Source organism: Alkalicoccus daliensis (assembly GCF_900103955.1).
GTDB classification, from domain to species: domain Bacteria; phylum Bacillota; class Bacilli; order Bacillales; family Salisediminibacteriaceae; genus Alkalicoccus; species Alkalicoccus daliensis.
Map to the genome: position 1 here is coordinate 334593 of NZ_FNIL01000001.1, position 21594 is coordinate 356186.

The following is a 21594-nucleotide window of genomic DNA, read 5'->3' on the forward strand; positions in this document are numbered from 1 at the left end:
AGCGCAATGCCTTTGAAAGATTTTAGTATTCTAATGACAGTAATACTAATAGTAATTATGTTAATTATTCCTCTTCCTACGGGAATTATTGACTTTTTAATTATTATTAATATTACCATTGCGCTGATAATTATTCTGGTATCAATGAATACGCAGGAACCTCTGCAGTTTTCTATTTTTCCCACTCTCTTATTATTGGTTACACTTTTCCGGCTGGGGCTGAACGTTTCCACTACGAGGGCAATTCTCGGGAATCAGGGAGATGCAGGAAACGTTATTGAAACGTTTGGTCAGTTTGTAGTAGGTGGAAATGCACTGGTAGGTTTTGTTGTTTTCGTGATTCTGGTAGTAATTCAATTTGTGGTAATTACAAAAGGTGCGGAACGGGTATCGGAAGTTGGAGCAAGATTCACTTTAGACGCAATGCCCGGTAAGCAGATGAGTATAGATGCAGACTTAAATGCCGGCATGATCTCAGATATTGAAGCAAAAGAGCGCCGGCAGAAAATAGAAAGAGAAGCTGATTTTTACGGATCGATGGATGGTGCCAGTAAATTCGTAAAAGGAGATGCCATTGCGGGAATAGTAATTGTAATAATAAATATCATCTTCGGTCTCGTCATCGGTATGCTCCAGGAAGGTCTTCCTATAGCGGAAGCAGCAAATAAATATACGCTTCTGACTGTTGGAGATGGACTTGTCAGCCAGATACCAGCGTTGTTAATTTCAACAGCTACCGGTATTGTTGTCACCCGTGCTGCATCAGAAGGTAATCTGGGACACGACATTACCAAGCAGCTTTTTGCCTATCCTAAGATGCTCTATGTAGCAGGGGGCACAATCATGGGTCTCGGTATATTTACCCCTATCGACTTGTTTGTGACTACTACGATAGCCGCTGCACTCGGAGTAGGAGGATTTATGTTATTAAAAACGCAGGAGAAAGACCGAATGTTTGCGGAGGAGGAAGAATCCTCTCCTGCAGCAGAAGAAGATGATATTAAATCTCCCGAGAGTGTTGTGAATTTACTGCAGGTAGATCCTATTGAATTCGAATTTGGCTACGGTCTTATTCCACTGGCAGATGCAAACCAGGGGGGCGACTTACTGGACAGAGTCGTAATGATCCGCAGGCAGCTTGCTATTGAGATGGGGATGATTGTTCCTGTCATCCGTATCAGAGATAATATTCAGCTGCAGCCAAATGAATACTGTATCAAAATTAAAGGAAGTGAAATAGCAAGAGGAGAACTTCTTCTCGATCATTACATGGCAATGAGTCCGGGTGTGGAAGATGAAAACATAACGGGGATTGAGACAGTGGAACCTGCTTTCGGACTTCCTGCATTATGGATTGCGGAAGACACAAAAGAACAAGCAGAGCTCTCCGGGTATACAGTGGTAGATCCTCCTTCTGTTGTTTCCACACACTTAACTGAAGTAGTGAAGAGACATGCACATGAGCTGCTGGGCCGTCAGGAAACAAAACAGCTGATTGACCATATGAATGAATCGTATCCTACACTTGTAGAAGATGTAACGCCAAGTCCTCTGCAGACAGGAGATATTCAAAAAGTATTAAGTAAGCTGCTTCAGGAAAAAGTTTCTATACGGAATCTCCCGATTATTTTTGAATCGCTCGCTGATTATGGACAGATGACGAAAGATACTGACTTATTAACTGAGTATGTGCGGCAAGCGCTTTCGAGACAAATTTCTGCACAATATGTCAGTGAAGGAGAACCGCTTTACGTAATTACTGTGGGTGCTTCTGTAGAGAAACTAATTGCAGACGCAGTCCAGCAGACAGAGCACGGTGCATTTTTAAATCTGGATCCAGAACAGGCACAGCAGGTAGTACAATCGGTAATGACAGAAGTAGAAAGAATGCAGGAAACAGGACAAATGCCGGTGCTGCTTTGTTCTCCAGCTGTAAGAATGTACGTAAGACATTTGATCGAAAGATATATACCGCAGGTTCCGGTACTTTCCTATAATGAATTGGAGCCTACGGTGGAAGTACAGAGTATCGGGGTGGTGAATATGCAGTGAAGGTAAAAAAAATCACAGGAAAAGATATGAATGAAGCTATGTCCAAAGTTCGCTCGGAAATGGGCCAGGATGCTGTCATATTAAATTCAAAAAATGTAGAAACAGGCGGCTTCTTAGGTTTTTTTGCTAAGAATTATGTGGAAGTTATCGCAGCTATTGACCCTGATGCGGGAAAGCCTGTGCCAAAACCGCCGGTGAATAAAACAATTAATAAGATTCCAGCTGCAGATAACTTAGAAATGAAAAAGGAAATTGAAGAATTAAGATCAGTTGTAGAAAGAATCTCTTCAAACAATCAAGTTTCTGTTAGTGAATATCCAAAAGCCTTAGAAGAAATTCATGCTGTTTTAAAGAGTCAGGAAGTAAAATCTGAAATTAGGCTGCAGGTTATGAATGGATTACTAAAAAACTGGTACAAGTCGGATGAAAATGCTCCGGAAGAAGATATTTACAATTGGTTAAAAGAAGCTGTAGGGGAATTACTGCCGCCGCATACTCCAGTTAAGCACAAAAAATATTTGAATGTATTTGGACCAACGGGAGTTGGTAAAACAACAACGCTTGCTAAAATTGCTGCAAAGGCAGTAGTGCAGGAAGGGAAAAAAGTAGCTTTTATTACTACGGATACCTACAGAATTTCTGCCATAGAACAGCTGAAAACTTATGCTGATATTTTAAACGTGCCAGTAGAGGTTGCATACTCGATGGAAGATTTTAAAAAAGCAAAATTAAAACTTGCTTCCTATGACTTTATTTTAATTGATACAGCGGGCAGAAATTTTCGTAACAAACTTTATGTAGAGCAGCTCAAGGAATTAATAGATTTTGAGGAAGAAATGGAAAACCATTTGGTGCTGTCGGTGACTTCTAAATACAGTGATATGAAAAGTATCATCAATCAGTTTAATTTAATTAAAATTGATTCCTTTATATTTACAAAATTTGATGAAACCGGCTCTACAGGCTCAATGATTAATGCTGCGCATGATTTTCAAAAGCCTGTCAGCTACATTACGACTGGTCAAAATGTTCCTGATGACATAATTGAAGCAGGCAAAAATGAAATTGTGGACTTTGTCTTAAGGAGTGGGACGTAACATGAAAGACCAGGCAGATGCACTGCGGGAGCGAATAAATAATATGGAGCCAATAGAAGGATCTGTTGTTAAAAAGAGTCTTACTCAGGTTTATTCAATTGTTAGTGGCAAAGGAGGCGTTGGAAAGTCCAATGTGGCTGTAAATTTTGCGCTTCAGCTTCAGAAAATGAGAAAAAAAGTTCTTATTATTGACTTAGATATTGGGATGGCAAATATAGATATCCTGCTGGGCACGTCTTCTTCTTATTCAATTGTAGACATGTTAGAGAAGGACATGTCTATTTGGTCTATTATAGAACGTGTGGAAAGCGGGCTTTCTTATATTGCGGGCGGGAGCGGTTTAAACCACTTATTTAAAATGAATGATCAAAAAGCAGATTCCTTCTCCAGGGAATTACTTTCTTTGGAAGGACACTTTGATTATATATTTTTAGATATGGGAGCAGGGGTAACCTCGGACAGTTTCCATTTTCTATTGTCAGCGCACGAGACACTGCTGGTAACTACGCCGGAACCTACTTCGATTACTGATGCTTATGCCATGATTAAATTTTTGACACTTAATGACCGTACTATTCCTATTTCTGTAATTGTAAATCGTGCATCGTCTAAAAAAGATGGAGAAAACGCTTCAAGAAATCTCCAGCAGGTCACAGAAAAATTTTTAAAAAGAGAAATACATTACCTCGCTTACATACCAAATGACCAGATAGTATGGAAAGCAGTAAGAGCGCAGACGCCTTTTTTACTTTATGCACCAAACTCTAAACCATCCTATGCCATAGAAACAGCAGTGCACACCTTTCTTGGAGAAACAGGAAGATCAAAAGAAACTTTTGATCATTTTATTAATAAATTAAAGGGATTTCTTAAGGGAGGGAAAAAGCCGTGAATTCTCCCATAAAAGTACTGGTAGTGGATGATTCTGCGTTTATGAGGAAAATGATTGCTGAAATGCTGTCAGCGGAAAAAGATATTCTTGTCGTTGATAAAGCAAGAAATGGACAAGAAGCAGTAGAGAAAACCAAAATGCTGAAACCTGATGTAATAACTCTGGATGTAGAAATGCCAGTAATGAGCGGGTTGGATGCGTTGAAAATAATAATGAGGGAGTCTCCCACAAAAGTAATTATGGTATCCAGTATTACTAAATCGGGTGCAGAAGCTACAATAAAAGCAATGGAATTCGGAGCATTTGATTTTATTTCCAAGCCTTCAGGTTCAATTTCTCTTGACATAGACAAAGTAAAGAACCATTTAATTAAACTCGTCCGCTTAGCCGGATCAGTTAAAACTAATAAAATCACCAACAGGAAAACTGAAGTACCAATGCTGGCACGTACTTCCATAAAGTCTGATAATCAAGGCAGTGCTGCTGAAATGGTTGTAGCAGTAGGTACGTCTACTGGAGGACCTAAAGCACTTCAGGCTCTGCTTACTAGACTGCCTGAAGACTTTCCCCATCCAATTTTAATAGTGCAGCATATGCCGAAGGGCTTTACGAAATCCTTAAGTGAAAGACTGGATCATTTATCCAGGATAAAAGTTAAAGAAGCGGAAGATGGAGAATTAATAAAAAAAGGTGTTGCCTATATTGCTCCGGGAGGCTACCATTTAACTATAAGGAAAATTGGGACTTCCGTCGCGATACAATTAGAACATAAAGCGCTCGTCAATGGTCACCGGCCTTCCGTAGATGTGCTGTTTCAATCAATCGCGTCCCAAAGAATTAAAAGAGCTGTTGCAATAGTAATGACGGGAATGGGACAGGACGGTAAAAAAGGACTTATCGAACTTCATGATGCTGTGCCCCTCACGGTACTGGCAGAATCAGAAGCTACATCAGTAGTATTTGGAATGCCAAAAGCAGTAATTGAGTCTGGTTTAGTTGATGAAGTAAAAGACCTGGATCAAATAGCACAAACTTTACTTAAATATTGTTAATTTATGGAGGAGAAGACATTGGAGCGAAATCAATACTTAGAAATGTTTATTGACGAAAGTACGGAACATTTGCAGGCAATCAATGACCACTTGCTTAAACTGGAAGCAGATCCAAAAGATACAGCGATCATTAATGAGGTATTTCGATCAGCCCATACGCTGAAAGGCATGGCAGCTACGATGGGATATGACGATCTAGCAAGCCTTACTCACCAGATGGAAAATGTTCTGGATGGGATAAGAAATGACAAAATAGAGACGGACAGTGATCTTCTGGATGTAGTGTTTGAATCTGTAGATGATTTAGAGGCAATGGTTACAGATATAGCTTCGGGAGGAGAAGGTAAAAGGGATGTTACAGCGGTTGTAGCAAAGCTCGAAGCTATTGAAAACGGTGAAGTAATCAAAGAATCCCCTGCACCAGTATCTGTATACAACAGGGAAACAGCACTGCAGTATGATGATTTTGAAAGAACAGTTATGAAACAATCCGGAGAGCAGGGATATTCAGCGTTTGAAATTACAATTTCACTCGCGCCGGAAGTCATATTAAAAGCAGCCAGAGTATATATGATATTTGAAGTAATTGAAAAATCAGGAGAAGTTATTAAATCAATTCCTGGAGTTGAAGCTCTCGAAGAAGAAAAGTTTGATTTAACATTCACTGTAGTGATTGTTTCAAAAGAAAAAGCGGACGAAATTAAATCAAAGATATTTAAAGTCTCTGAAGTTGTAGAGGTAAGTATTAAGGAAGTTCATCTTGAAGAGGACGAGGAACCAGTTAATAAATCAAATGATGGATCTTCCGGCGAATCTATACTTCCGGTTGTAAAAGCTGAAGATGGTGTGGCAGAAATACCAGTACAAAAAGAAGAAAAAACCGCTCCTGCCAGCAAAACAATCCGGGTTAATATTGAAAGACTGGACAGCCTGATGAATCTTTTTGAGGAATTAGTTATTGACCGGGGACGTCTTGAGCAAATTTCGAGTGACCTGAGCAGTCCCGAATTAACGGAAACTGTAGAGCATATGTCAAGAATCTCGGGAGATTTACAGAATATTATTTTGAATATGCGTATGGTTCCTGTCGAGCAGGTGTTTAATCGTTTCCCGAGAATGGTCAGGGGACTGGCTAAAGAATTAAATAAAAAAGTGAATTTGGAGATTATCGGAGCAGAAACTGAACTGGATCGCACTGTTATTGATGAAATTGGAGATCCACTGGTGCACCTGCTTAGAAATTCTATCGATCATGGGGTCGAAATGCCTGCTGTACGCAGGAATAACAATAAAAATGAACAAGGGAATATAACATTAAAAGCTTATCACAGCGGAAATCATGTGTTTATTGAGGTCGCAGATGACGGGGCTGGAATTAATCGTGAAAAAGTCCTTGAAAAAGCAATAAAAAGTGGTGTTGTTTCTAAAGAAAACGGTTTGGCATTAACTGATAAACAGGTGTACGAACTTTTATTTTCCAGCGGCTTAAGTACTGCGGACCAGATTTCTGATATTTCCGGCAGAGGGGTAGGACTTGATGTAGTAAAAAATAAAATCGAATCATTAGGCGGGAATGTTTCTGTCGACTCAGCTCCTGGAAATGGAACAACATTTTTAATTCAGCTGCCGCTCACTTTGTCTATTATCTCTGTAATGCTTGTAGAAGTGCAAAAAGAAGTTTATGCAGTGCCGCTGTCTTCGATTATTGAAACAGCCATTATAAAAAAAGAAGATATTATGAACGCGCACAACCAAAAAGTGATTGATTTCAGAGGAAGTGTCGTTCCATTAATGGATCTGACTGATTTCTTTGAAGTACCAAGGACAGTGGAAGACAATGAATATTTTTCCATTATTATTGTCAGAAAAGGTGAGAAGATGGCTGCACTGGTAGTGAATTCCTTTATCGGCCAGCAGGAAATTGTGTTGAAATCTTTAGGGGATTATCTGCAGAGTGTCTATGCGATTTCTGGAGCGACTATACTTGGCAACGGTCAGGTAGCGTTAATTTTAGACTGTAATGCTTTAATTAAATAGCTGCTTTAAAATAAAAGCTTTGCTGAAAGAAGCAATAATACTGCTTCACTGAGGCAGGGGCTTACCCAAAGGTTTGTTCTCAATTGATTTTAAGGAATGGCAGCCGGGCTCTGCATCGAAGAAAGACGGTTATGAGCTTTCTCGGATGGGATGTACGGAACCCTGTTTCTTTCAGGGACATCGGAAGAATTTCTCCAAGGCACCGTGCCTTTCTTATATCAGTATCAAATTAGTCTCTTATGCACAAAAGTGATTCCTTACTCTATTATCATTACAGTCTGGTTCTTCATTTTAAAACCTGTAATAGAAAGCTTAAATGAATGGAGAGTATTTATCTTCAGCAGGGCAGCCGGAGAAAATAATAAAATATAATTTTAATATCAAAAAGGAGGAAGTTATAATGAGTGAAACAGCTACCCAGGACATTAAGGTAATTGTCTTCCAGTTGAAAGATGAGGAATATGGAGTGGAAGTAGAGCAGGTAAGGTCTATAGAGCGGGTCCAGCATATCACACGTGTTCCCAGTACACCCGACTTTGTTGAAGGCGTAATTAATTTGAGGGGAGTAGTAACGCCTATTATAGATTTAAGAAAAAGATTTTCCATTGAAAAAAACTCTCATTCCGATGCAACCCGAGTGATTATTGTAACTGTAGGAGCGATGGAAGTAGGGCTTGTTGTGGATGCCGCTAACGATGTAATTGATATTCCACGTGAATCTGTCGAGCCTCCTCCGGAAGTGGTAGGTGGTGTCGAAGCAGAATATATCCGCGGCGTCGCAAAGTTAGAAAAACGCCTGCTGATTCTTCTTAATTTGGATAAAGTACTGAATCCAAAAGAACTGGAAGAGATAAAAGAGATTGAAGGTAACAAATAAATGAAAGATCTCAGGAAACTGAAACATGAGCATCTGGATATTCTCAAAGAAATTGGAAATATTGGGGCGGCTCATGCTGCTACATCTCTTTCCCAGATGCTGAATAAAACGATTGACATGCAGGTGCCTGCAGTAAACTTAATCCCATTCAGTGAGTTAAGTGAAGCACTGGGAGGAGAAGAAGTTGTAGTGGCGGCAGTTCTTTTAAGATTAGAAGGAGAGGTACCCGGCAACATGTTTTTCATGATACCTTTGGAGGACGCCAATCATCTGATAGGAAGTCTTATTATGGAAAAAGATTTGAACTTAGCAGAACATCCCATGCATGAAATGGGAGCTTCAGCTTTAAGTGAACTTGGAAATATTTTAGCAGGATCTTATTTATCTGCATTGTCAGATTTCACAAAATTAAATCTATTTCCCAGTCCTCCGGCTGTGGCTTGTGATATGACAATGGCTGTGCTCTCTTTTGGCCTGGTAGAAACGGCTCAGTATGGAGATGTGGCAATTGTTGTTGATACTCGTATTCATGAGGAATCAAATGTTGCAAAAAGCCCTGTGAAAGGCTATTTTTTCCTGCTGCCGGACCCTGAATCTCTGGACACATTATTTTCTTCTTTAGGAATTCAAGTCGATGAATAAAGTGATAAAAGTAGGAATGGCTGATTTACAATTTGCAAGTGCTCCTAGTATGTTAAGAACATCAGGCCTTGGTTCATGTGTGGGAATTATCCTCTATGATGAACGGATGAAAACTGCAGGAATGGCGCATATCATGCTTCCGGATTCTTCTATGGCCAGGAATGGTATTTTAAACAGAGCCAAATATGCAGATACTGCAATTGCTGACCTGATAGAGGAACTGCAGAAAAAAGGAGCTTCAAAATTCAGGCTGAAAGCTAAAATAGCCGGAGGAGCTCAAATGTTTCAATTTGCTTCAAATAATGAAGCAGTAAGAATAGGGCCCAGAAACGTCAGTGCTGTGAAAGAACATTTAAGGTCAGAAAAAATCCCTGTAATTTATGAGGATACGGGGGGGAGCAGCGGGCGCACTATTGAATTCAATCCTTTAGATGGAGTTCTGGAAATCAGAACAGTAAACAAAGGAGTAGTTCATGTATGAAAAAACATATATTTTTTATGCTTATAGGTGGGCTTATTGGAGGAATTGTCGTTTTTCTGGCTTCTATTTCAATAAATCAGGTGCCTACTTCCCTTTTTCGTTCGGCAATTGGTTTTATTAGCGGAAGTGGTGCTGGAATAGTATTCTATGGATTGTATTCAATGATCATTTATGATACTGGAGAGAAGCTGGAGAATTCTTTCAAAAACTTTGATATGGATGAAGAAGCAGATGGCCCTCTTTCTGAAGAAAAAGTTAAAGAAACAAGTGATTATGTTAAAGATTTAATGAGTAATTAGGAGGTGTGGATATGGTGCGTAAACAAGATACTCAGCAGTTAAAAGAATATTGGGGAGAATGGCTTACTCAAAAATCCACGACTGCAGGAGATTATTTAATCGAGGCTTATATGCCTTTAGTAGAATATCATGTACAGCGAATCCGGACACACCTTCCTAAGAGTGTAAGAGAAGATGATTTGCGGAGCCATGGAATGACAGGATTGTTAGATGCACTGGAGAAATTCGATGCAGGCCGGGATCTTAAATTCGATACATATGCCTCATTTCGTGTAAGAGGGGCGATTATGGACGGGCTGCGACAGGAAGACTGGCTGCCGAGGTCGGTCCGTGATCGTTCGAAAAAAATTGAACAGACTATAGAGAGCCTGGAACAGAAATATGGACGAAACGTGCTTCCTGAAGAAGTAGCAGCACAATTGAATATTCCTGTGGAGGAAGTATTAAGAACTATGAATGACACGTTTTTTTCACACCTGCTTTCTATTGATGAACCAACGAATGATTCAGGAAAAGAAGATACTTACGCAAATGTTATCGTAGATAAGAACAGCCAGTCTCCCGAGGATCATGTAATGAACATGGCTACCAGAGAAGAATTAGCAGCTGCGGTAGGACAGCTTAATAAAAATGAGCAGCTTGTTGTTTCATTGTTCTACGTAGAAGAAATGACATTGACTGAAATCGGAGAAATCATGAATCTATCTACTTCAAGAATTTCGCAGATACACTCAAAATGTATCTTCAAACTGCAAAATTTATTAAAGCAGAATTAATATATCCGTTGTAATTAAGTAAAGGGAGTGCCTTTTATGGACCTGCAGGAATATTTTAAAGTTGAAATCTCAAAAGATAAATTAAGTGCTTCTTTGAAACTTCAAAAAGATCTTGATAAAAAAATAATGGCAGAGGATTTAAAGGAATTCTTAGAATCGAATGGAGTAGTTCATGGGATAAAGGAAGATGCCATCAAGCAGGTTCTAGAAAATTCAATGGCGGAACCTGTAAAAGTGGCAGCAGGAACTCCTCCCCACAAAGGAAACGATGCCCGGCTGCTTAGTGTGTCAAATTTTAAAAAAGATAAAGCAGATCAACTTTCTTCAGTACAAGCTGTGAACTTAAGAGAAGTCATTGATATTCCAATGGTGGAAGCAGGCGAAAAAGTTGCGGAAAAAGTTCCTCCAGAATCCGGCAGAAATGGACTGGGTGTAGATGGTTCGGAAATAGCAGCCTTGAAAGGAAAAGATTTCAAATTAAGACCAGGAAAAAATACAATTCTTTCTGATGATGAATTATTTTTAACCGCTGAAACTGCAGGACAATTGTCCGTAGAAGCGAATAAGGTTCATGTCTATTCCGTTTTTGAGGTGAATGGAGATCTTGATTTAAAAACTGGAAATATTAAATTTAATGGGAATGTCACTATTCATGGGAATGTCCCCTCCGGGTTTAAGGTTACAGCCAGAGGAGATATTAGAATCAATGGATCTGTCGAGGCTGCAGATTTAGAAGCTGAAGGCAATATATATATAACTCATGGTGTTGTAGCACAAGGGGCAGGGTCTATTAATGCACAGGGACAGATAGCGGCTGGTTTTCTGAATGAAGCTAACGTTACTGCTGCAGGTGATATAACGATAGAAAAATCAATTCTTCACAGCAATACAGCGACCAGCGGCCTCCTGACATGCACAGCAGGGAGAGGGAATATAGTGGGTGGCAGCGTTTCCAGTGGTAAGGGTATTAAAGTGAACGAAATAGGAAACCGGATGCACACTCAAACATCTATTTATTTAGGTGCAGGAAGACAGGCAAAAGAAATGGAAAAAAAATTTAATTCTCAAAAAAAAGAAAGCATCGATACATTGAAAAAATTAAAAATTTTAAGAGCAGGGCTCGAAAAAAAGCAGAATACAGCTTCTTTGACAGCTCGTGAAGAGGCATCTCTCCATAAAATTTATACATCAATTGATGAAACACTCCTCAGGTATCAAAATGCAGTAGATATTTTAGAAGATTTAGAAGAAGTAGAGGAAACTCCTGAGAATGCTTCTGTAAAAATACATAAAATATGTTACCCTAATACGGAATTTCATTTTGGTAAATACATGCGAAAAGTACTTGAAGAGAGTAAAAGCATAGAATTAACTCTCGAGGACAGTGAAATAAAGATTAATAAAATTTAAACCTTTTTGATGGTCGTGTTTAGTAATGAAAGGAAACTCCGCGAGAAGTGAAGCCAGGCATAGCACTGCATTCAGAAAGACGGTCTTTGGTTTTCTTGGATTTGCGGTGTGGACCCCTGCTTTCTTATGACATACAGTTTTTCATTCCTGGGAAACTGCTGGTACTTATCAATATTTCGTTTACGAAAGAAGGATTAATAAAAATGTTTTATTTATTAATGGTGAGTCTTTTTCTCCATCTTATTTCGTTCTTCGCTCTTCTGGTCCTTTATAAAAGACAAGAAGCCTACAGACCTGAAAACGATAATAAAAATATCAAAGAAATGGAAGACATGCTCTTATCCTATACCACTGAAATGAAAGACAATAATGAAAGGCTGATACGCAGGTTAAAAGAAGAAAAAGCTTCTTATATTAAAAGCGGTATTAACAGTGCAGAGGAAGAAACGGAAAAACAAACAGGTCCTCCTGCTCCTAAGGAGAATCTGCCTGACTCAACCCAGCATCCTGAAACTAATAAGGAACAGGCGCTTTATGATAAATATGAAAATTATGAACCACCGCTGCCAGATTTGGAGAAGCCTCCACTTGTGGAAACAACGCTGAGATCTCAGGTCCTGGCTCTGAAAGAAAAAGGCTACAGCGAAAATGAAATCGCCCAACAATTAAAAATTGGTGCAGGAGAAGTGGAACTCCTGATAAAATTCTATCAATAATTTATAGGCTGAGCATTGTCAAGAAGCAGCAGATGTGATATATTTCTCTTTGGTGTTAAATACACACGTTCTCGGATTTGAAATTGTTTGCTTTTCATTACAGAAAAGTTCTTTTCAAAGAGGAAGAGTTCGGAGGAATAAAAAAACTATTAGGAGGTGAGTGGATATGGCAGTGATTTCCATGAAGCAGCTTTTAGAAGCTGGGGTACATTTTGGACACCAGACACGACGTTGGAATCCAAAAATGGATCGCTACATTTTCACAGAACGAAACGGTATTTATATTATTGACCTGCAAAAGACGGTCAAGAAAGTCGAAGAGGCTTTTAATTTTGTCCGCGATCTGGCAGGACAAGGTGGAACAGTTCTTTTCGTAGGAACGAAAAAACAGGCACAGGACTCTGTGAAGGAAGAAGCAGAACGTGCTGGCATGTACTACATTAACCAGAGATGGTTAGGTGGAACTCTTACAAACTTTGAAACAATCCGCAAGCGTATTACACGCCTGAAGCAGCTTGAAACTATGCAGGAAGACGGAACTTTTGAAGTTCTTCCTAAAAAAGAAGTAGTTATTCTTAACAAAGAAATGGATCGTCTGGAGAAATTTCTCGGCGGTATTAAAGAAATGAATAAACTTCCTGACGCGCTTTTCATTATCGATCCTCGTAAAGAGCGTATCGCAGTGGCTGAAGCACACAAATTGGATATTCCAATCGTCGGAATTGTAGATACAAACTGTGACCCTGATGAGATCGACTATGTCATCCCAGGTAACGACGACGCAATTCGTGCGGTTCGCCTGTTAACTGCAAAGATGGCTGATGCTATTATCGAGGCAAACCAAGGGGAAGAAACAACAGCGTAGTTATCAAAGGGTGATAGAGGGGCAGACCCTTTATCACCCTTTTTTTTAGGGAAGATACTCTATTAAAATATAGGAGGAATAAAAATGGCAATTTCAGCTAGCATGGTAAAAGAACTTCGTGAAAAAACAGGCGCAGGTATGATGGACTGCAAAAAAGCACTTTCTGAAACAGATGGTGATATGGAAAAAGCAATTGATTTTCTGCGTGAAAAAGGTATTGCGAAAGCTGCGAAGAAAGCGGACCGCGTTGCAGCAGAAGGTCTTTCTCATATCGTACAGGAAGGAAACCGTGCAGTATTAGTTGAAATTAATTCTGAAACTGACTTTGTTTCTAAAAACGAAGGCTTCATTAATATGGTGGATACTGTAGCGAAGCATATTCTTAACAACAGCCCGGCAGACGTGGAAGAGGCGCTTGCGCAGGATTTTGATGGCGAGCAGGATACTCTGCAGGACTTTATTAATTCTCAAATTGCCACAATCGGAGAAAAAATTTCCCTGCGCCGTTTCGCAGCTGTAGAACTTGCTGAAAATGAGCACGTAGGTTCATACATTCATATGGGCGGCCGTATCGGAGTGCTTACAGTTCTTGAAGGAGCGGACGAGCAGACAGCGAAAGATGTAGCAATGCACGTAGCTGCAATTAATCCTAAATATGTAAGCCGGGACGCTGTTTCCAAAGAAGAAACAGACCGTGAGCGTGAAGTATTGAAGCAGCAGGCAATGAATGAAGGCAAGCCGGAAAATATTGTAGAGAAAATGGTTGAAGGCCGACTAGGTAAATTCTTCGAGGAAATCTGCTTAAATGAGCAGGCTTTCGTAAAAGACGGAGACCAAAAAGTGGGAGTTTACGTTGAATCTAAAGGCGGAAGTGTTAAAACTTTTTATCGATACGAAGTTGGAGAAGGTATGGAAAAGCGTGAAGACAACTTCGCTGAAGAAGTAATGTCTCAAGTGAAAAAGTAATACCATTTAAAGGGGCACCTTCGTGTCCCTTTTTCCTGAGTATTTATAAAAAAAGCTATTGAAATTCACTATTGGAGGGGACTATGGAGCAGCGAAAATATAATAGAATTGTATTGAAACTCAGCGGTGAAGCATTGGCCGGAGAACAGGGATTTGGCATTGATCCGGAAATGATTCAGTCCATTGCGGAACAAGTGAAAGACCTCCACAAACTGGACGTGGAAATTGCTATTATAGTTGGAGGAGGAAATATCTGGCGCGGTATGGCAGGTGCTGCAAAAGGAATGGACCGTGCAACAGCTGATTATATGGGCATGCTGGCTACTGTAATGAATTCTCTTGCACTTCAGGACAGCCTGGAAGATATCGGCGTGCAGACCAGAGTGCAGTCCTCCATAGAAATGAGGCAGGTAGCTGAACCGTACATCCGTCGGCGTGCAATCCGTCATTTAGAAAAAAAGAGAGTAGTAATATTTGCAGCGGGAACAGGAAATCCTTATTTTTCTACAGATACCACAGCTGCGCTTCGGGCAGCAGAAATCGAAGCAGATGTAATTCTTATGGCTAAAAATAAAGTAGATGGAGTTTATGATTCAGATCCTTCTACAAATGTGAATGCAAAAAAATATGATAAATTAACATATTTAGATATACTTAAAGATGGACTTGCAGTAATGGATTCCACTGCTTCTTCACTTTGTATGGATAATGATATACCGCTGATTGTGTTCTCCATAGCAGAAAAAGGAAATATCAAGCGTGCCGTCACAGGCGAAGAAATAGGAACGATTATAAGGGGGAAATCTTAATGAGTAAAACTGTACTGAACCAAGCAGAAGAAAAAATGAATAAATCCGTTGAAGCGTTCAGCCGCGAGCTTTCCACAATAAGAGCTGGGCGCGCGAACCCTTCCCTTCTGGATAAAGTTCAAGTAGAGTATTATGGGGCAATTACTCCATTAAATCAACTTGCAACAATCTCTGTACCAGAAGGCCGTATGCTTTTAATTACTCCTTTTGACAAAACTTCTATTCAAAATATTGAAAAAGGTATCCAGAAGGCAGATCTGGGACTCTCTCCTAATAATGACGGGAATGTAATCAGAATCAGCATTCCTGCTTTAACTGATGAGCGTCGAAAAGAATTAATTAAAATTATTGGACGTTATGCGGAAGAAGCAAAAGTAGCAGTAAGAAATATCCGCAGAGATTCTAATGACGAGCTGAAGAAACTTCAAAAAGATGGAGAAATGACGGAAGACGATTTAAAACGATCTCAGGAAGAAGTTCAGAAATTAACGGATAAAACAATTAAAACTGTTGATGAATATGCTAAAAATAAAGAAGCAGAAGTAAAAGAGGTTTAATATAGGGGAAAGAGGCTGCTTTGCCAGTTGATTTAATATGGCAGTGCAGTCTCTTTTTACATTGAGCAGGTAAAATACACTGCTCTACTTATAAAAAGAAATCATAACCATGTCTACGAATGAGCAATATTAATAACAGCTCTAAAATTATTTTCTACATATATTGAAAAAATTTTTTTCCATGTTATACCTAATGAGCAAACATGATAGAATAAGAACGTAGCTTTACTATGACAGAACGAATAAGTTGGAGGCACACGTTCATGTTGAACAAACTTACAGGTAGAAAAAAAATGAGTTCTCCAGAAGCAGCGGAGGAACTGCAGCACGAAAAAATCCCTTCTCATATCGCTATAATCATGGATGGGAACGGAAGATGGGCAAAGCAGCGTGGTCTTCCCCGTATAGCCGGACATCGTGAAGGAATGAATGTCATCAGAAACATTGTAAAAGCTTGTAATAACATAGGAGTGGATACGCTCACTCTTTACGCTTTTTCAACAGAAAACTGGAAAAGGCCCAAACAGGAAGTTGATTTTTTGATGAGACTCCCTGAGAGGTTTCTAAGTGTGGAGCTTCCTAAGTTGATTGAAGAGAATGTGAGGGTAAGAATAACCGGGGAATTAGAAAAGCTGCCCGATTATACTAAAAAAGCTGTGAATAAAGCAGTTGATTCCACCAAGCATAATAGCGGGCTTATTCTAAACTTTGCTTTAAATTACGGGAGCCGTTCTGAATTAATGGACGCTTTTAAAGATATTTACGAAGATGTGGATAAAGGCCTGATAAAAAAAGAAGATATCACTGAAACAACAGTAACTGATTATTTAATGACCAGTGGACTGAAAGAACCGGATTTACTGATTCGCACGAGTGGAGAGATGCGATTAAGCAATTTTATGCTGTGGCAGCTCGCATATGCAGAATTCTGGTTTACAGATGTATTATGGCCTGATTTTACTCAAGATAATTTTCATGAGGCTGTAAAAGCATATCAAAAACGCCAAAGACGGTACGGCGGCGTTTAAGAGGAGGAATTTTGTGAAGCAGCGCATAATTACCGGAGTAGTAGCAGGTGCAGGATTTCTCGGTCTTATTTTTTTAGGCGGGATTCCCTTTGCACTACTTGTTGTAGCTCTCGCACTCATTGGAATGTGGGAATTATTAAAAATGAAAAGAATATCCCCTTTATCACTTAGAGGAAGCATTGGCTTTATATTCGTACTTCTGCTGGTGCTCCCCCAAAATTGGCTGGATACAGCTTTATGGCAGATAGACAGACTGGAACTATTTCTTCTGCTTATTGTAGCCATGCTTTCATTGACTGTACTTACAAAAAATAAATTTACCTTTGATGAAGCGGGTTTTACTATTCTGGCATCTGTTTATGTAGGTTTTGGATTTCATTATTTTATTTACGGCAGATTTCTGGATAACGGCTTGGAACTGATATTCTTTATACTGCTTCTCGTCTGGTCTACAGACTCAGGCGCTTATTTTGCAGGCAGAAGCTTCGGAAAACATAAGCTGTGGCCTGAAATCAGCCCTAAAAAAACAATTGAAGGTTCCCTGGGCGGAATAGCACTGGCCTTTATTATAGGCTTAATATATACCGCAGTGGTCCCCGTTTTTAATTCCACTTTGATGATAGTATTATGTATATTAGTAGTGTCAGTGGCTGGACAGGTGGGAGACCTGGTGGAGTCTGCTTTTAAACGCCATTATGAAGTAAAGGATTCAGGACATGTTCTTCCAGGACATGGAGGGATTCTTGATAGATTTGATAGTTTAATATTCGTTATGCCAATATTATACTTATTTGGATTTTTAACGTAAGCTCACAGGAGGAAAAATATGAAGCATATCCATTTACTCGGTGCAACTGGTTCTATAGGTGAGCAGACGCTCGATGTAATAGGTAAACATCCTGAAGAATTTAAATTGGATTCTTTGTCATTTGGACGTAACATTAACAAAGCACTTCCGCAGATTAATAAATTCCAGCCTTCGCTTATTTCTGTACAGGAAAAAGAAACAGCAGATCTCCTGAAGGAAAAATTGAATTACAGAGCGGAAGTAGTGTGGGGGGAAGAGGGGCTGCTCGAAATTGCGGAGGCCGGCTCAGAGAAAGATATACTTGTAAATGCAGTAATGGGCAGTGTCGGGCTTGCTCCTACACTGGCCGCAATGCAGGCAGGCAAAGATATTGCGATTGCAAATAAAGAAACCCTTGTTACTGCGGGGCATCTTGTTACGAAGCTGCAGCAGGAAAAAAGCGTATCGTTAATACCGGTGGATAGTGAACATTCTGCAATTTTCCAGTGTTTACATGGCAGTAAAAAAGAAGTAAAAAAACTGATTCTTACAGCATCAGGTGGAAGCTTTCGGGATAAAACGCGTGAAGAACTAAAGGGAGTCACTGTACAGGAAGCACTTAATCATCCTAACTGGAGCATGGGTGCTAAAATTACGATAGATTCAGCGACGATGATGAACAAAGGTCTGGAAGTAATAGAAGCTCACTGGCTGTTTGATATTCCCTATGAGTCGTTAGATGTGCTTCTTCACAAAGAAAGTATTGTGCACTCGATGGTGGAATACATCGATGGTAGTGTTCTTGCACACTTAGGAACTCCTGATATGAGAGTTCCGATTCAATATGCACTTACCCAGCCATCCAGGCTTGCTATCCCTGGAGCTCCAGGGTTAAAATTATGGGAAGTCGGCACACTGCATTTTAGTAAAATGGATTATAAACGATACAAAGCGCTCCAGCTTGCGATTGAAGCTGGAAAACAGGGAGGCTCGCTGCCTGCCGTGCTGAATGCAGCGAATGAACAAGCAGTAGCGATGTTTTTAGCGGATAAAATTCATTTTCTCGATATCGAAGCTTTCGTAGAACGGGCACTGCATGAACATGTTCCTGTTTCATCTCCGGAGCTTGAAGAGATTATGGAAATTGACCGAAAAACACGCTCCAGCGTAGCCACTTATATACGTTAAAGGGTGTGTAAATAAATATGAATACTTTTCTGGCTATTATTGTAATATTTGGACTGCTCGTTTTCATTCATGAATGGGGACATTTAGTAATGGCAAAACGGGCAGGGATCTTATGCAGAGAATTTGCGATTGGTTTTGGTCCCAAGCTTTTCAGTTTTTACCGGAACGAAACAACTTACACGATTCGATTACTCCCGCTCGGTGGATTTGTTCGTATGGCAGGAGAAGATCCTGAACTGGTGCAGATTAAGCCAGGGTATGAAGTTGGGCTGACTTTCAATGAAGAGGGAAAAGTCCGCGAAATTATCATAAATAACAAATCGAAGCATCCAGAGTCAAAAGTGATTCAGGTAGAAAAGATTGATATGGAACACGATCTTTTTATCCAGGGTTATACAGAAGATAGTGAAGAACTGGTTACGTATGAACTGGACCGGAAAGCTGCTTATATTTATGATGAAAAAGCTACACAGATTGCACCGTATGATAGACAATTTTCTTCAAAAACAGTAGGACAGCGGGCTTTAGCTATTTTTGCAGGGCCTTTTATGAACTTTGTACTCGCTGTTGTAGTGTTGATTTTATATGCAGCGCTTGCAGGCCTTCCGGTAAATGAAGCCCAGGTTGGGGAAGTTACGGAAGACGGAGTGGCAATAGATGCAGGCCTTGAAAGCGGAGATTCGATCGAAGCTATCGATGGCCAGCCTGTTGAAACCTGGGAAGACATGACCTCAATTATTCAGGAGCGCCCTAATGAAGCAATGGATTTTGTAATCGATCGAAACGGCGAAGAATTTACTGTGACGATGACGCCGGAAGAACGTGAGGTTCCAGAAGCAGAAAATGTAGGAGTGATTGGCGTAATGGCTCCTACAGAAAGAAGTATCACAGGAGCAGTCACATTTGGCTTTACCCAGACATACGAATATACCACATTAATATTTAATGCTTTAGGCATGTTAATTACGGGCGGATTTAGCCTGGACGCTCTTGCAGGACCGGTTGGTATTTATGACTATACCGGGGAAGTTGTATCCATGGGCTTTCTGCTGTTATTTCAATGGGCAGCAATATTAAGCGTGAACCTGGGTATTATCAATCTTTTACCGCTTCCTGCACTTGATGGAGGCAGGCTGTTATTTATCGGACTGGAGGCAGTCAGAGGTAAACCAATTGATCCACAGAAAGAAGGATTAGTGCATTTTGTAGGATTTGCGCTTCTTATGCTTCTTGTATTAGCTGTAACATGGAATGATATTAACCGCTTATTCTTATAATTTAACTAACTGAGGTGGCTTGTTTTGAAACAATCAACGTTTTTAGTTCCGACACTGCGAGATATACCAAGTGATGCAGATGTAATCAGTCATCAATTAATGCTCCGTTCCGGCATGATCCGGCAGAGTGCTTCCGGCGTTTATACTTTTCTTCCTTTAGGCTGGAAGGTACTCCGGAAGGTAGAAGAAATAGTCAGAGAAGAAATGGATCGGAGCGGTGCGCAGGAAATGCTTATGCCTTCTATTCAGCCTTCCGACCTTTGGAAAGAATCCGGACGGTGGGAAGCTTACGGGCCGGAGCTGATGAGATTTAAGGACCGTCATGACCGGGAATTCGCTCTCGGACCAACCCATGAGGAAGTTATCACCTCTATCGTAAAGGATGATATACGCTCTTACAAAGAGCTGCCTATGACACTTTATCAAATACAGACGAAATTCAGGGATGAACGCCGGCCGCGTTTCGGCGTGCTGCGTGGCAGAGAATTTCTGATGAAAGATGCTTATTCATTTGATCATGATTTTGAGGGGCTCGATAAGAGCTACCAAACAATGTATGATGCCTATAACAGGATCTTCAGCCGCCTGAATTTGAATTTCAGAGCAGTAATCGCTGATTCCGGGGCTATGGGCGGGAAAGATACACATGAATTCATGGTGCTTTCCAACGTAGGAGAAGATACAATTGCCTATTCGGACGAGTCAGATTTTGCCGCAAATATTGAAATTGCGCCAGTAAAAGTAAACTATGATAAGTCTGCAGACCAGCCGGAAGAAATGCAGGAAATAGAAACACCGGACCAGCGAACAATTCAGGAAGTTTCCACGTTTCTAAACGTGATGCCTGAAAAATGCATAAAGTCACTTTTATTCATTGTAGATGAGGAGCCGGTGCTGCTTTTAGTCAGAGGGGACCATGAAGCAAACGATATTAAGCTGAAACACGTACTTGATGCTGAGAATGTTGAACTGGCTGATGAAACTCAGACGAAGAATATATTAAAAACGTCTCCAGGCTTTATTGGACCGGTAAATATTCCTGCAGAAGTAAAAGTAATTGCTGATCATGCGGTTTCATACATGGTAAATGCAGTATGTGGTGCAAATAAAGAAAAATATCACCTGAAAAATGTTAATCCTGATAGAGACTTCCGTCCGAATCTTTATGAAGATCTTCGAAATATTCAGGAGGGAGATCCATCTCCCGATGGCAGAGGAACGGTTCGTTTCAAAGAAGGAATTGAAGTAGGGCACGTTTTTAAACTTGGCACAAAATACAGTGAAGCGCTCGGCGCGCAGTACCTGAATGATCAGGGAAAATCAAAGCCGATCGTGATGGGCTCCTATGGAATAGGTGTTTCGAGAACTGTAGCAGCTATTATCGAAGAACATCATGATGAAAATGGTATTGTGTGGCCACAGAATGTTGCACCCTTTCATATCCACTTAATCGCTATAAACATAAAGCAGGAAGCACAGAGAGACCTTGCAGAACAATTATATGAGAAGTTCTTAACGGAAGGCAGAGAAGTTTTATTTGATGATCGTCCGGAACGAGCCGGCGTAAAATTTAAAGACGCTGACCTTATCGGTATTCCCTTAAGAATTCAGATAGGTAAACGGGCCGAAGAAGGTATAGTTGAAGTAAAAGAGCGCAAAACAGGAGAACTGCAGGAAGTACACGTAGATGAGCTGTCTGCTGTAATATCCAAGTATCAGCTGTAAAAAAGGCGGCCGTCCCTTGATTCTTTTCAGGGATGGCCTTTTTATCTGAAGATTAAAAAGG

General features: G+C 40.2%; 21 protein-coding genes. All 21 read left to right on the forward strand.

What is annotated here, in order from left to right:
- Positions 1-6 precede the first annotated feature (6 nt).
- Complete coding sequence (gene flhA, locus BLP92_RS01725) at positions 7-2052, forward strand: flagellar biosynthesis protein FlhA (protein ID WP_244516618.1); 2046 nt, start codon at positions 7-9, stop codon at positions 2050-2052.
- On the forward strand, positions 2049-3149 hold the full coding sequence (locus BLP92_RS01730; protein ID WP_090839981.1) for a flagellar biosynthesis protein FlhF: 1101 nt from the start codon (positions 2049-2051) through the stop codon (positions 3147-3149). Before flhA ends, BLP92_RS01730 begins: the two co-directional genes overlap by 4 nt.
- Position 3150: 1 nt before the next feature.
- Entirely contained in the window at positions 3151-4041 is an 891-nt protein-coding gene (locus BLP92_RS01735) for a MinD/ParA family protein (RefSeq protein WP_090839983.1), read from the forward strand.
- On the forward strand, positions 4038-5093 hold the full coding sequence (locus tag BLP92_RS01740) for a protein-glutamate methylesterase/protein-glutamine glutaminase (protein ID WP_090839985.1): 1056 nt from the start codon (positions 4038-4040) through the stop codon (positions 5091-5093). Before BLP92_RS01735 ends, BLP92_RS01740 begins: the two co-directional genes overlap by 4 nt.
- A gap of 18 nt (positions 5094-5111) precedes the next feature.
- Positions 5112-7130 (forward strand): chemotaxis protein CheA, encoded by a 2019-nt coding sequence (locus BLP92_RS01745; protein ID WP_090839987.1) that lies wholly within the window; start codon positions 5112-5114, stop codon positions 7128-7130.
- A 400-nt stretch (positions 7131-7530) separates the two neighbouring features.
- Entirely contained in the window at positions 7531-8007 is a 477-nt protein-coding gene (locus tag BLP92_RS01755; RefSeq protein WP_090839991.1) for a chemotaxis protein CheW, read from the forward strand.
- Positions 8008-8649 (forward strand): chemotaxis protein CheC, encoded by a 642-nt coding sequence (locus tag BLP92_RS01760; protein WP_090839993.1) that lies wholly within the window; start codon positions 8008-8010, stop codon positions 8647-8649.
- Positions 8642-9130, forward strand: coding sequence for a chemotaxis protein CheD (locus BLP92_RS01765; protein ID WP_090839995.1), 489 nt, complete (start codon positions 8642-8644; stop codon positions 9128-9130). The genes BLP92_RS01760 and BLP92_RS01765 overlap by 8 nt, the downstream gene beginning before the upstream one ends.
- Positions 9127-9429: a hypothetical protein gene (locus BLP92_RS01770; RefSeq protein ID WP_090839997.1), complete on the forward strand. Its 303-nt coding sequence runs from the start codon at positions 9127-9129 to the stop codon at positions 9427-9429. The genes BLP92_RS01765 and BLP92_RS01770 overlap by 4 nt, the downstream gene beginning before the upstream one ends.
- Before the next feature lie 11 nt (positions 9430-9440).
- The gene (locus tag BLP92_RS01775; RefSeq protein ID WP_090839999.1) at positions 9441-10205 is read left to right on the forward strand and encodes a FliA/WhiG family RNA polymerase sigma factor; all 765 of its coding nucleotides are present in this window, start codon (positions 9441-9443) and stop codon (positions 10203-10205) included.
- 36 nt (positions 10206-10241) lie between these two features.
- Entirely contained in the window at positions 10242-11615 is a 1374-nt protein-coding gene (locus tag BLP92_RS01780) for a DUF342 domain-containing protein (protein ID WP_090840001.1), read from the forward strand.
- 203 nt (positions 11616-11818) lie between these two features.
- Positions 11819-12331, forward strand: coding sequence for a DUF6115 domain-containing protein (locus tag BLP92_RS01785; RefSeq protein ID WP_139148906.1), 513 nt, complete (start codon positions 11819-11821; stop codon positions 12329-12331).
- 166 nt (positions 12332-12497) lie between these two features.
- Complete coding sequence (gene rpsB / locus BLP92_RS01790; protein WP_090840005.1) at positions 12498-13196, forward strand: 30S ribosomal protein S2; 699 nt, start codon at positions 12498-12500, stop codon at positions 13194-13196.
- A gap of 84 nt (positions 13197-13280) precedes the next feature.
- On the forward strand, positions 13281-14162 hold the full coding sequence (gene tsf / locus BLP92_RS01795) for a translation elongation factor Ts (protein WP_090840007.1): 882 nt from the start codon (positions 13281-13283) through the stop codon (positions 14160-14162).
- An 83-nt stretch (positions 14163-14245) separates the two neighbouring features.
- Positions 14246-14971 (forward strand): UMP kinase, encoded by a 726-nt coding sequence (gene pyrH / locus BLP92_RS01800; RefSeq protein WP_090840009.1) that lies wholly within the window; start codon positions 14246-14248, stop codon positions 14969-14971.
- A complete protein-coding gene (gene frr / locus BLP92_RS01805) occupies positions 14971-15528 on the forward strand; it encodes a ribosome recycling factor (RefSeq protein WP_090840011.1) in 558 nt (185 codons plus the stop codon). Before pyrH ends, frr begins: the two co-directional genes overlap by 1 nt.
- Positions 15529-15791: 263 nt before the next feature.
- Positions 15792-16556 carry an isoprenyl transferase gene (locus tag BLP92_RS01810; RefSeq protein ID WP_090840013.1) on the forward strand — a complete coding sequence of 255 codons (765 nt, stop codon included), beginning with the start codon at positions 15792-15794 and terminating at the stop codon, positions 16554-16556.
- A gap of 13 nt (positions 16557-16569) precedes the next feature.
- Entirely contained in the window at positions 16570-17364 is a 795-nt protein-coding gene (locus BLP92_RS01815) for a phosphatidate cytidylyltransferase (protein ID WP_090840016.1), read from the forward strand.
- An 18-nt stretch (positions 17365-17382) separates the two neighbouring features.
- Complete coding sequence (dxr, locus tag BLP92_RS01820) at positions 17383-18531, forward strand: 1-deoxy-D-xylulose-5-phosphate reductoisomerase (RefSeq protein ID WP_090840018.1); 1149 nt, start codon at positions 17383-17385, stop codon at positions 18529-18531.
- 17 nt (positions 18532-18548) lie between these two features.
- The gene (rseP, locus tag BLP92_RS01825; RefSeq protein ID WP_090840020.1) at positions 18549-19808 is read left to right on the forward strand and encodes an RIP metalloprotease RseP; all 1260 of its coding nucleotides are present in this window, start codon (positions 18549-18551) and stop codon (positions 19806-19808) included.
- Between the two features lie 24 nt (positions 19809-19832).
- Positions 19833-21533 (forward strand): proline--tRNA ligase, encoded by a 1701-nt coding sequence (locus BLP92_RS01830; protein ID WP_090840022.1) that lies wholly within the window; start codon positions 19833-19835, stop codon positions 21531-21533.
- Positions 21534-21594 lie beyond the last annotated feature (61 nt).

Excerpts from the sequence above, each read along its gene's own strand:
- rseP (WP_090840020.1), top strand. The coding sequence starts at position 18,549 with ATGAATACTTTTCTGGCTATTATTGTAATATTTGGACTGCTCGTTTTC.
- BLP92_RS01770 (WP_090839997.1), top strand. The coding sequence starts at position 9,127 with ATGAAAAAACATATATTTTTTATGCTTATAGGTGGGCTTATTGGAGGA.
- dxr (WP_090840018.1), top strand. The coding sequence starts at position 17,383 with ATGAAGCATATCCATTTACTCGGTGCAACTGGTTCTATAGGTGAGCAG.
- BLP92_RS01785 (WP_139148906.1), top strand. The coding sequence starts at position 11,819 with ATGTTTTATTTATTAATGGTGAGTCTTTTTCTCCATCTTATTTCGTTC.
- flhA (WP_244516618.1), top strand. The coding sequence starts at position 7 with ATGCCTTTGAAAGATTTTAGTATTCTAATGACAGTAATACTAATAGTA.
- BLP92_RS01810 (WP_090840013.1), top strand. The coding sequence starts at position 15,792 with ATGTTGAACAAACTTACAGGTAGAAAAAAAATGAGTTCTCCAGAAGCA.
- BLP92_RS01775 (WP_090839999.1), top strand. The coding sequence starts at position 9,441 with ATGGTGCGTAAACAAGATACTCAGCAGTTAAAAGAATATTGGGGAGAA.
- tsf (WP_090840007.1), top strand. The coding sequence starts at position 13,281 with ATGGCAATTTCAGCTAGCATGGTAAAAGAACTTCGTGAAAAAACAGGC.
- BLP92_RS01735 (WP_090839983.1), top strand. The coding sequence starts at position 3,151 with ATGAAAGACCAGGCAGATGCACTGCGGGAGCGAATAAATAATATGGAG.
- BLP92_RS01765 (WP_090839995.1), top strand. The coding sequence starts at position 8,642 with ATGAATAAAGTGATAAAAGTAGGAATGGCTGATTTACAATTTGCAAGT.
- frr (WP_090840011.1), top strand. The coding sequence starts at position 14,971 with ATGAGTAAAACTGTACTGAACCAAGCAGAAGAAAAAATGAATAAATCC.
- pyrH (WP_090840009.1), top strand. The coding sequence starts at position 14,246 with ATGGAGCAGCGAAAATATAATAGAATTGTATTGAAACTCAGCGGTGAA.
- BLP92_RS01755 (WP_090839991.1), top strand. The coding sequence starts at position 7,531 with ATGAGTGAAACAGCTACCCAGGACATTAAGGTAATTGTCTTCCAGTTG.
- BLP92_RS01780 (WP_090840001.1), top strand. The coding sequence starts at position 10,242 with ATGGACCTGCAGGAATATTTTAAAGTTGAAATCTCAAAAGATAAATTA.
- rpsB (WP_090840005.1), top strand. The coding sequence starts at position 12,498 with ATGGCAGTGATTTCCATGAAGCAGCTTTTAGAAGCTGGGGTACATTTT.
- BLP92_RS01760 (WP_090839993.1), top strand. The coding sequence starts at position 8,008 with ATGAAAGATCTCAGGAAACTGAAACATGAGCATCTGGATATTCTCAAA.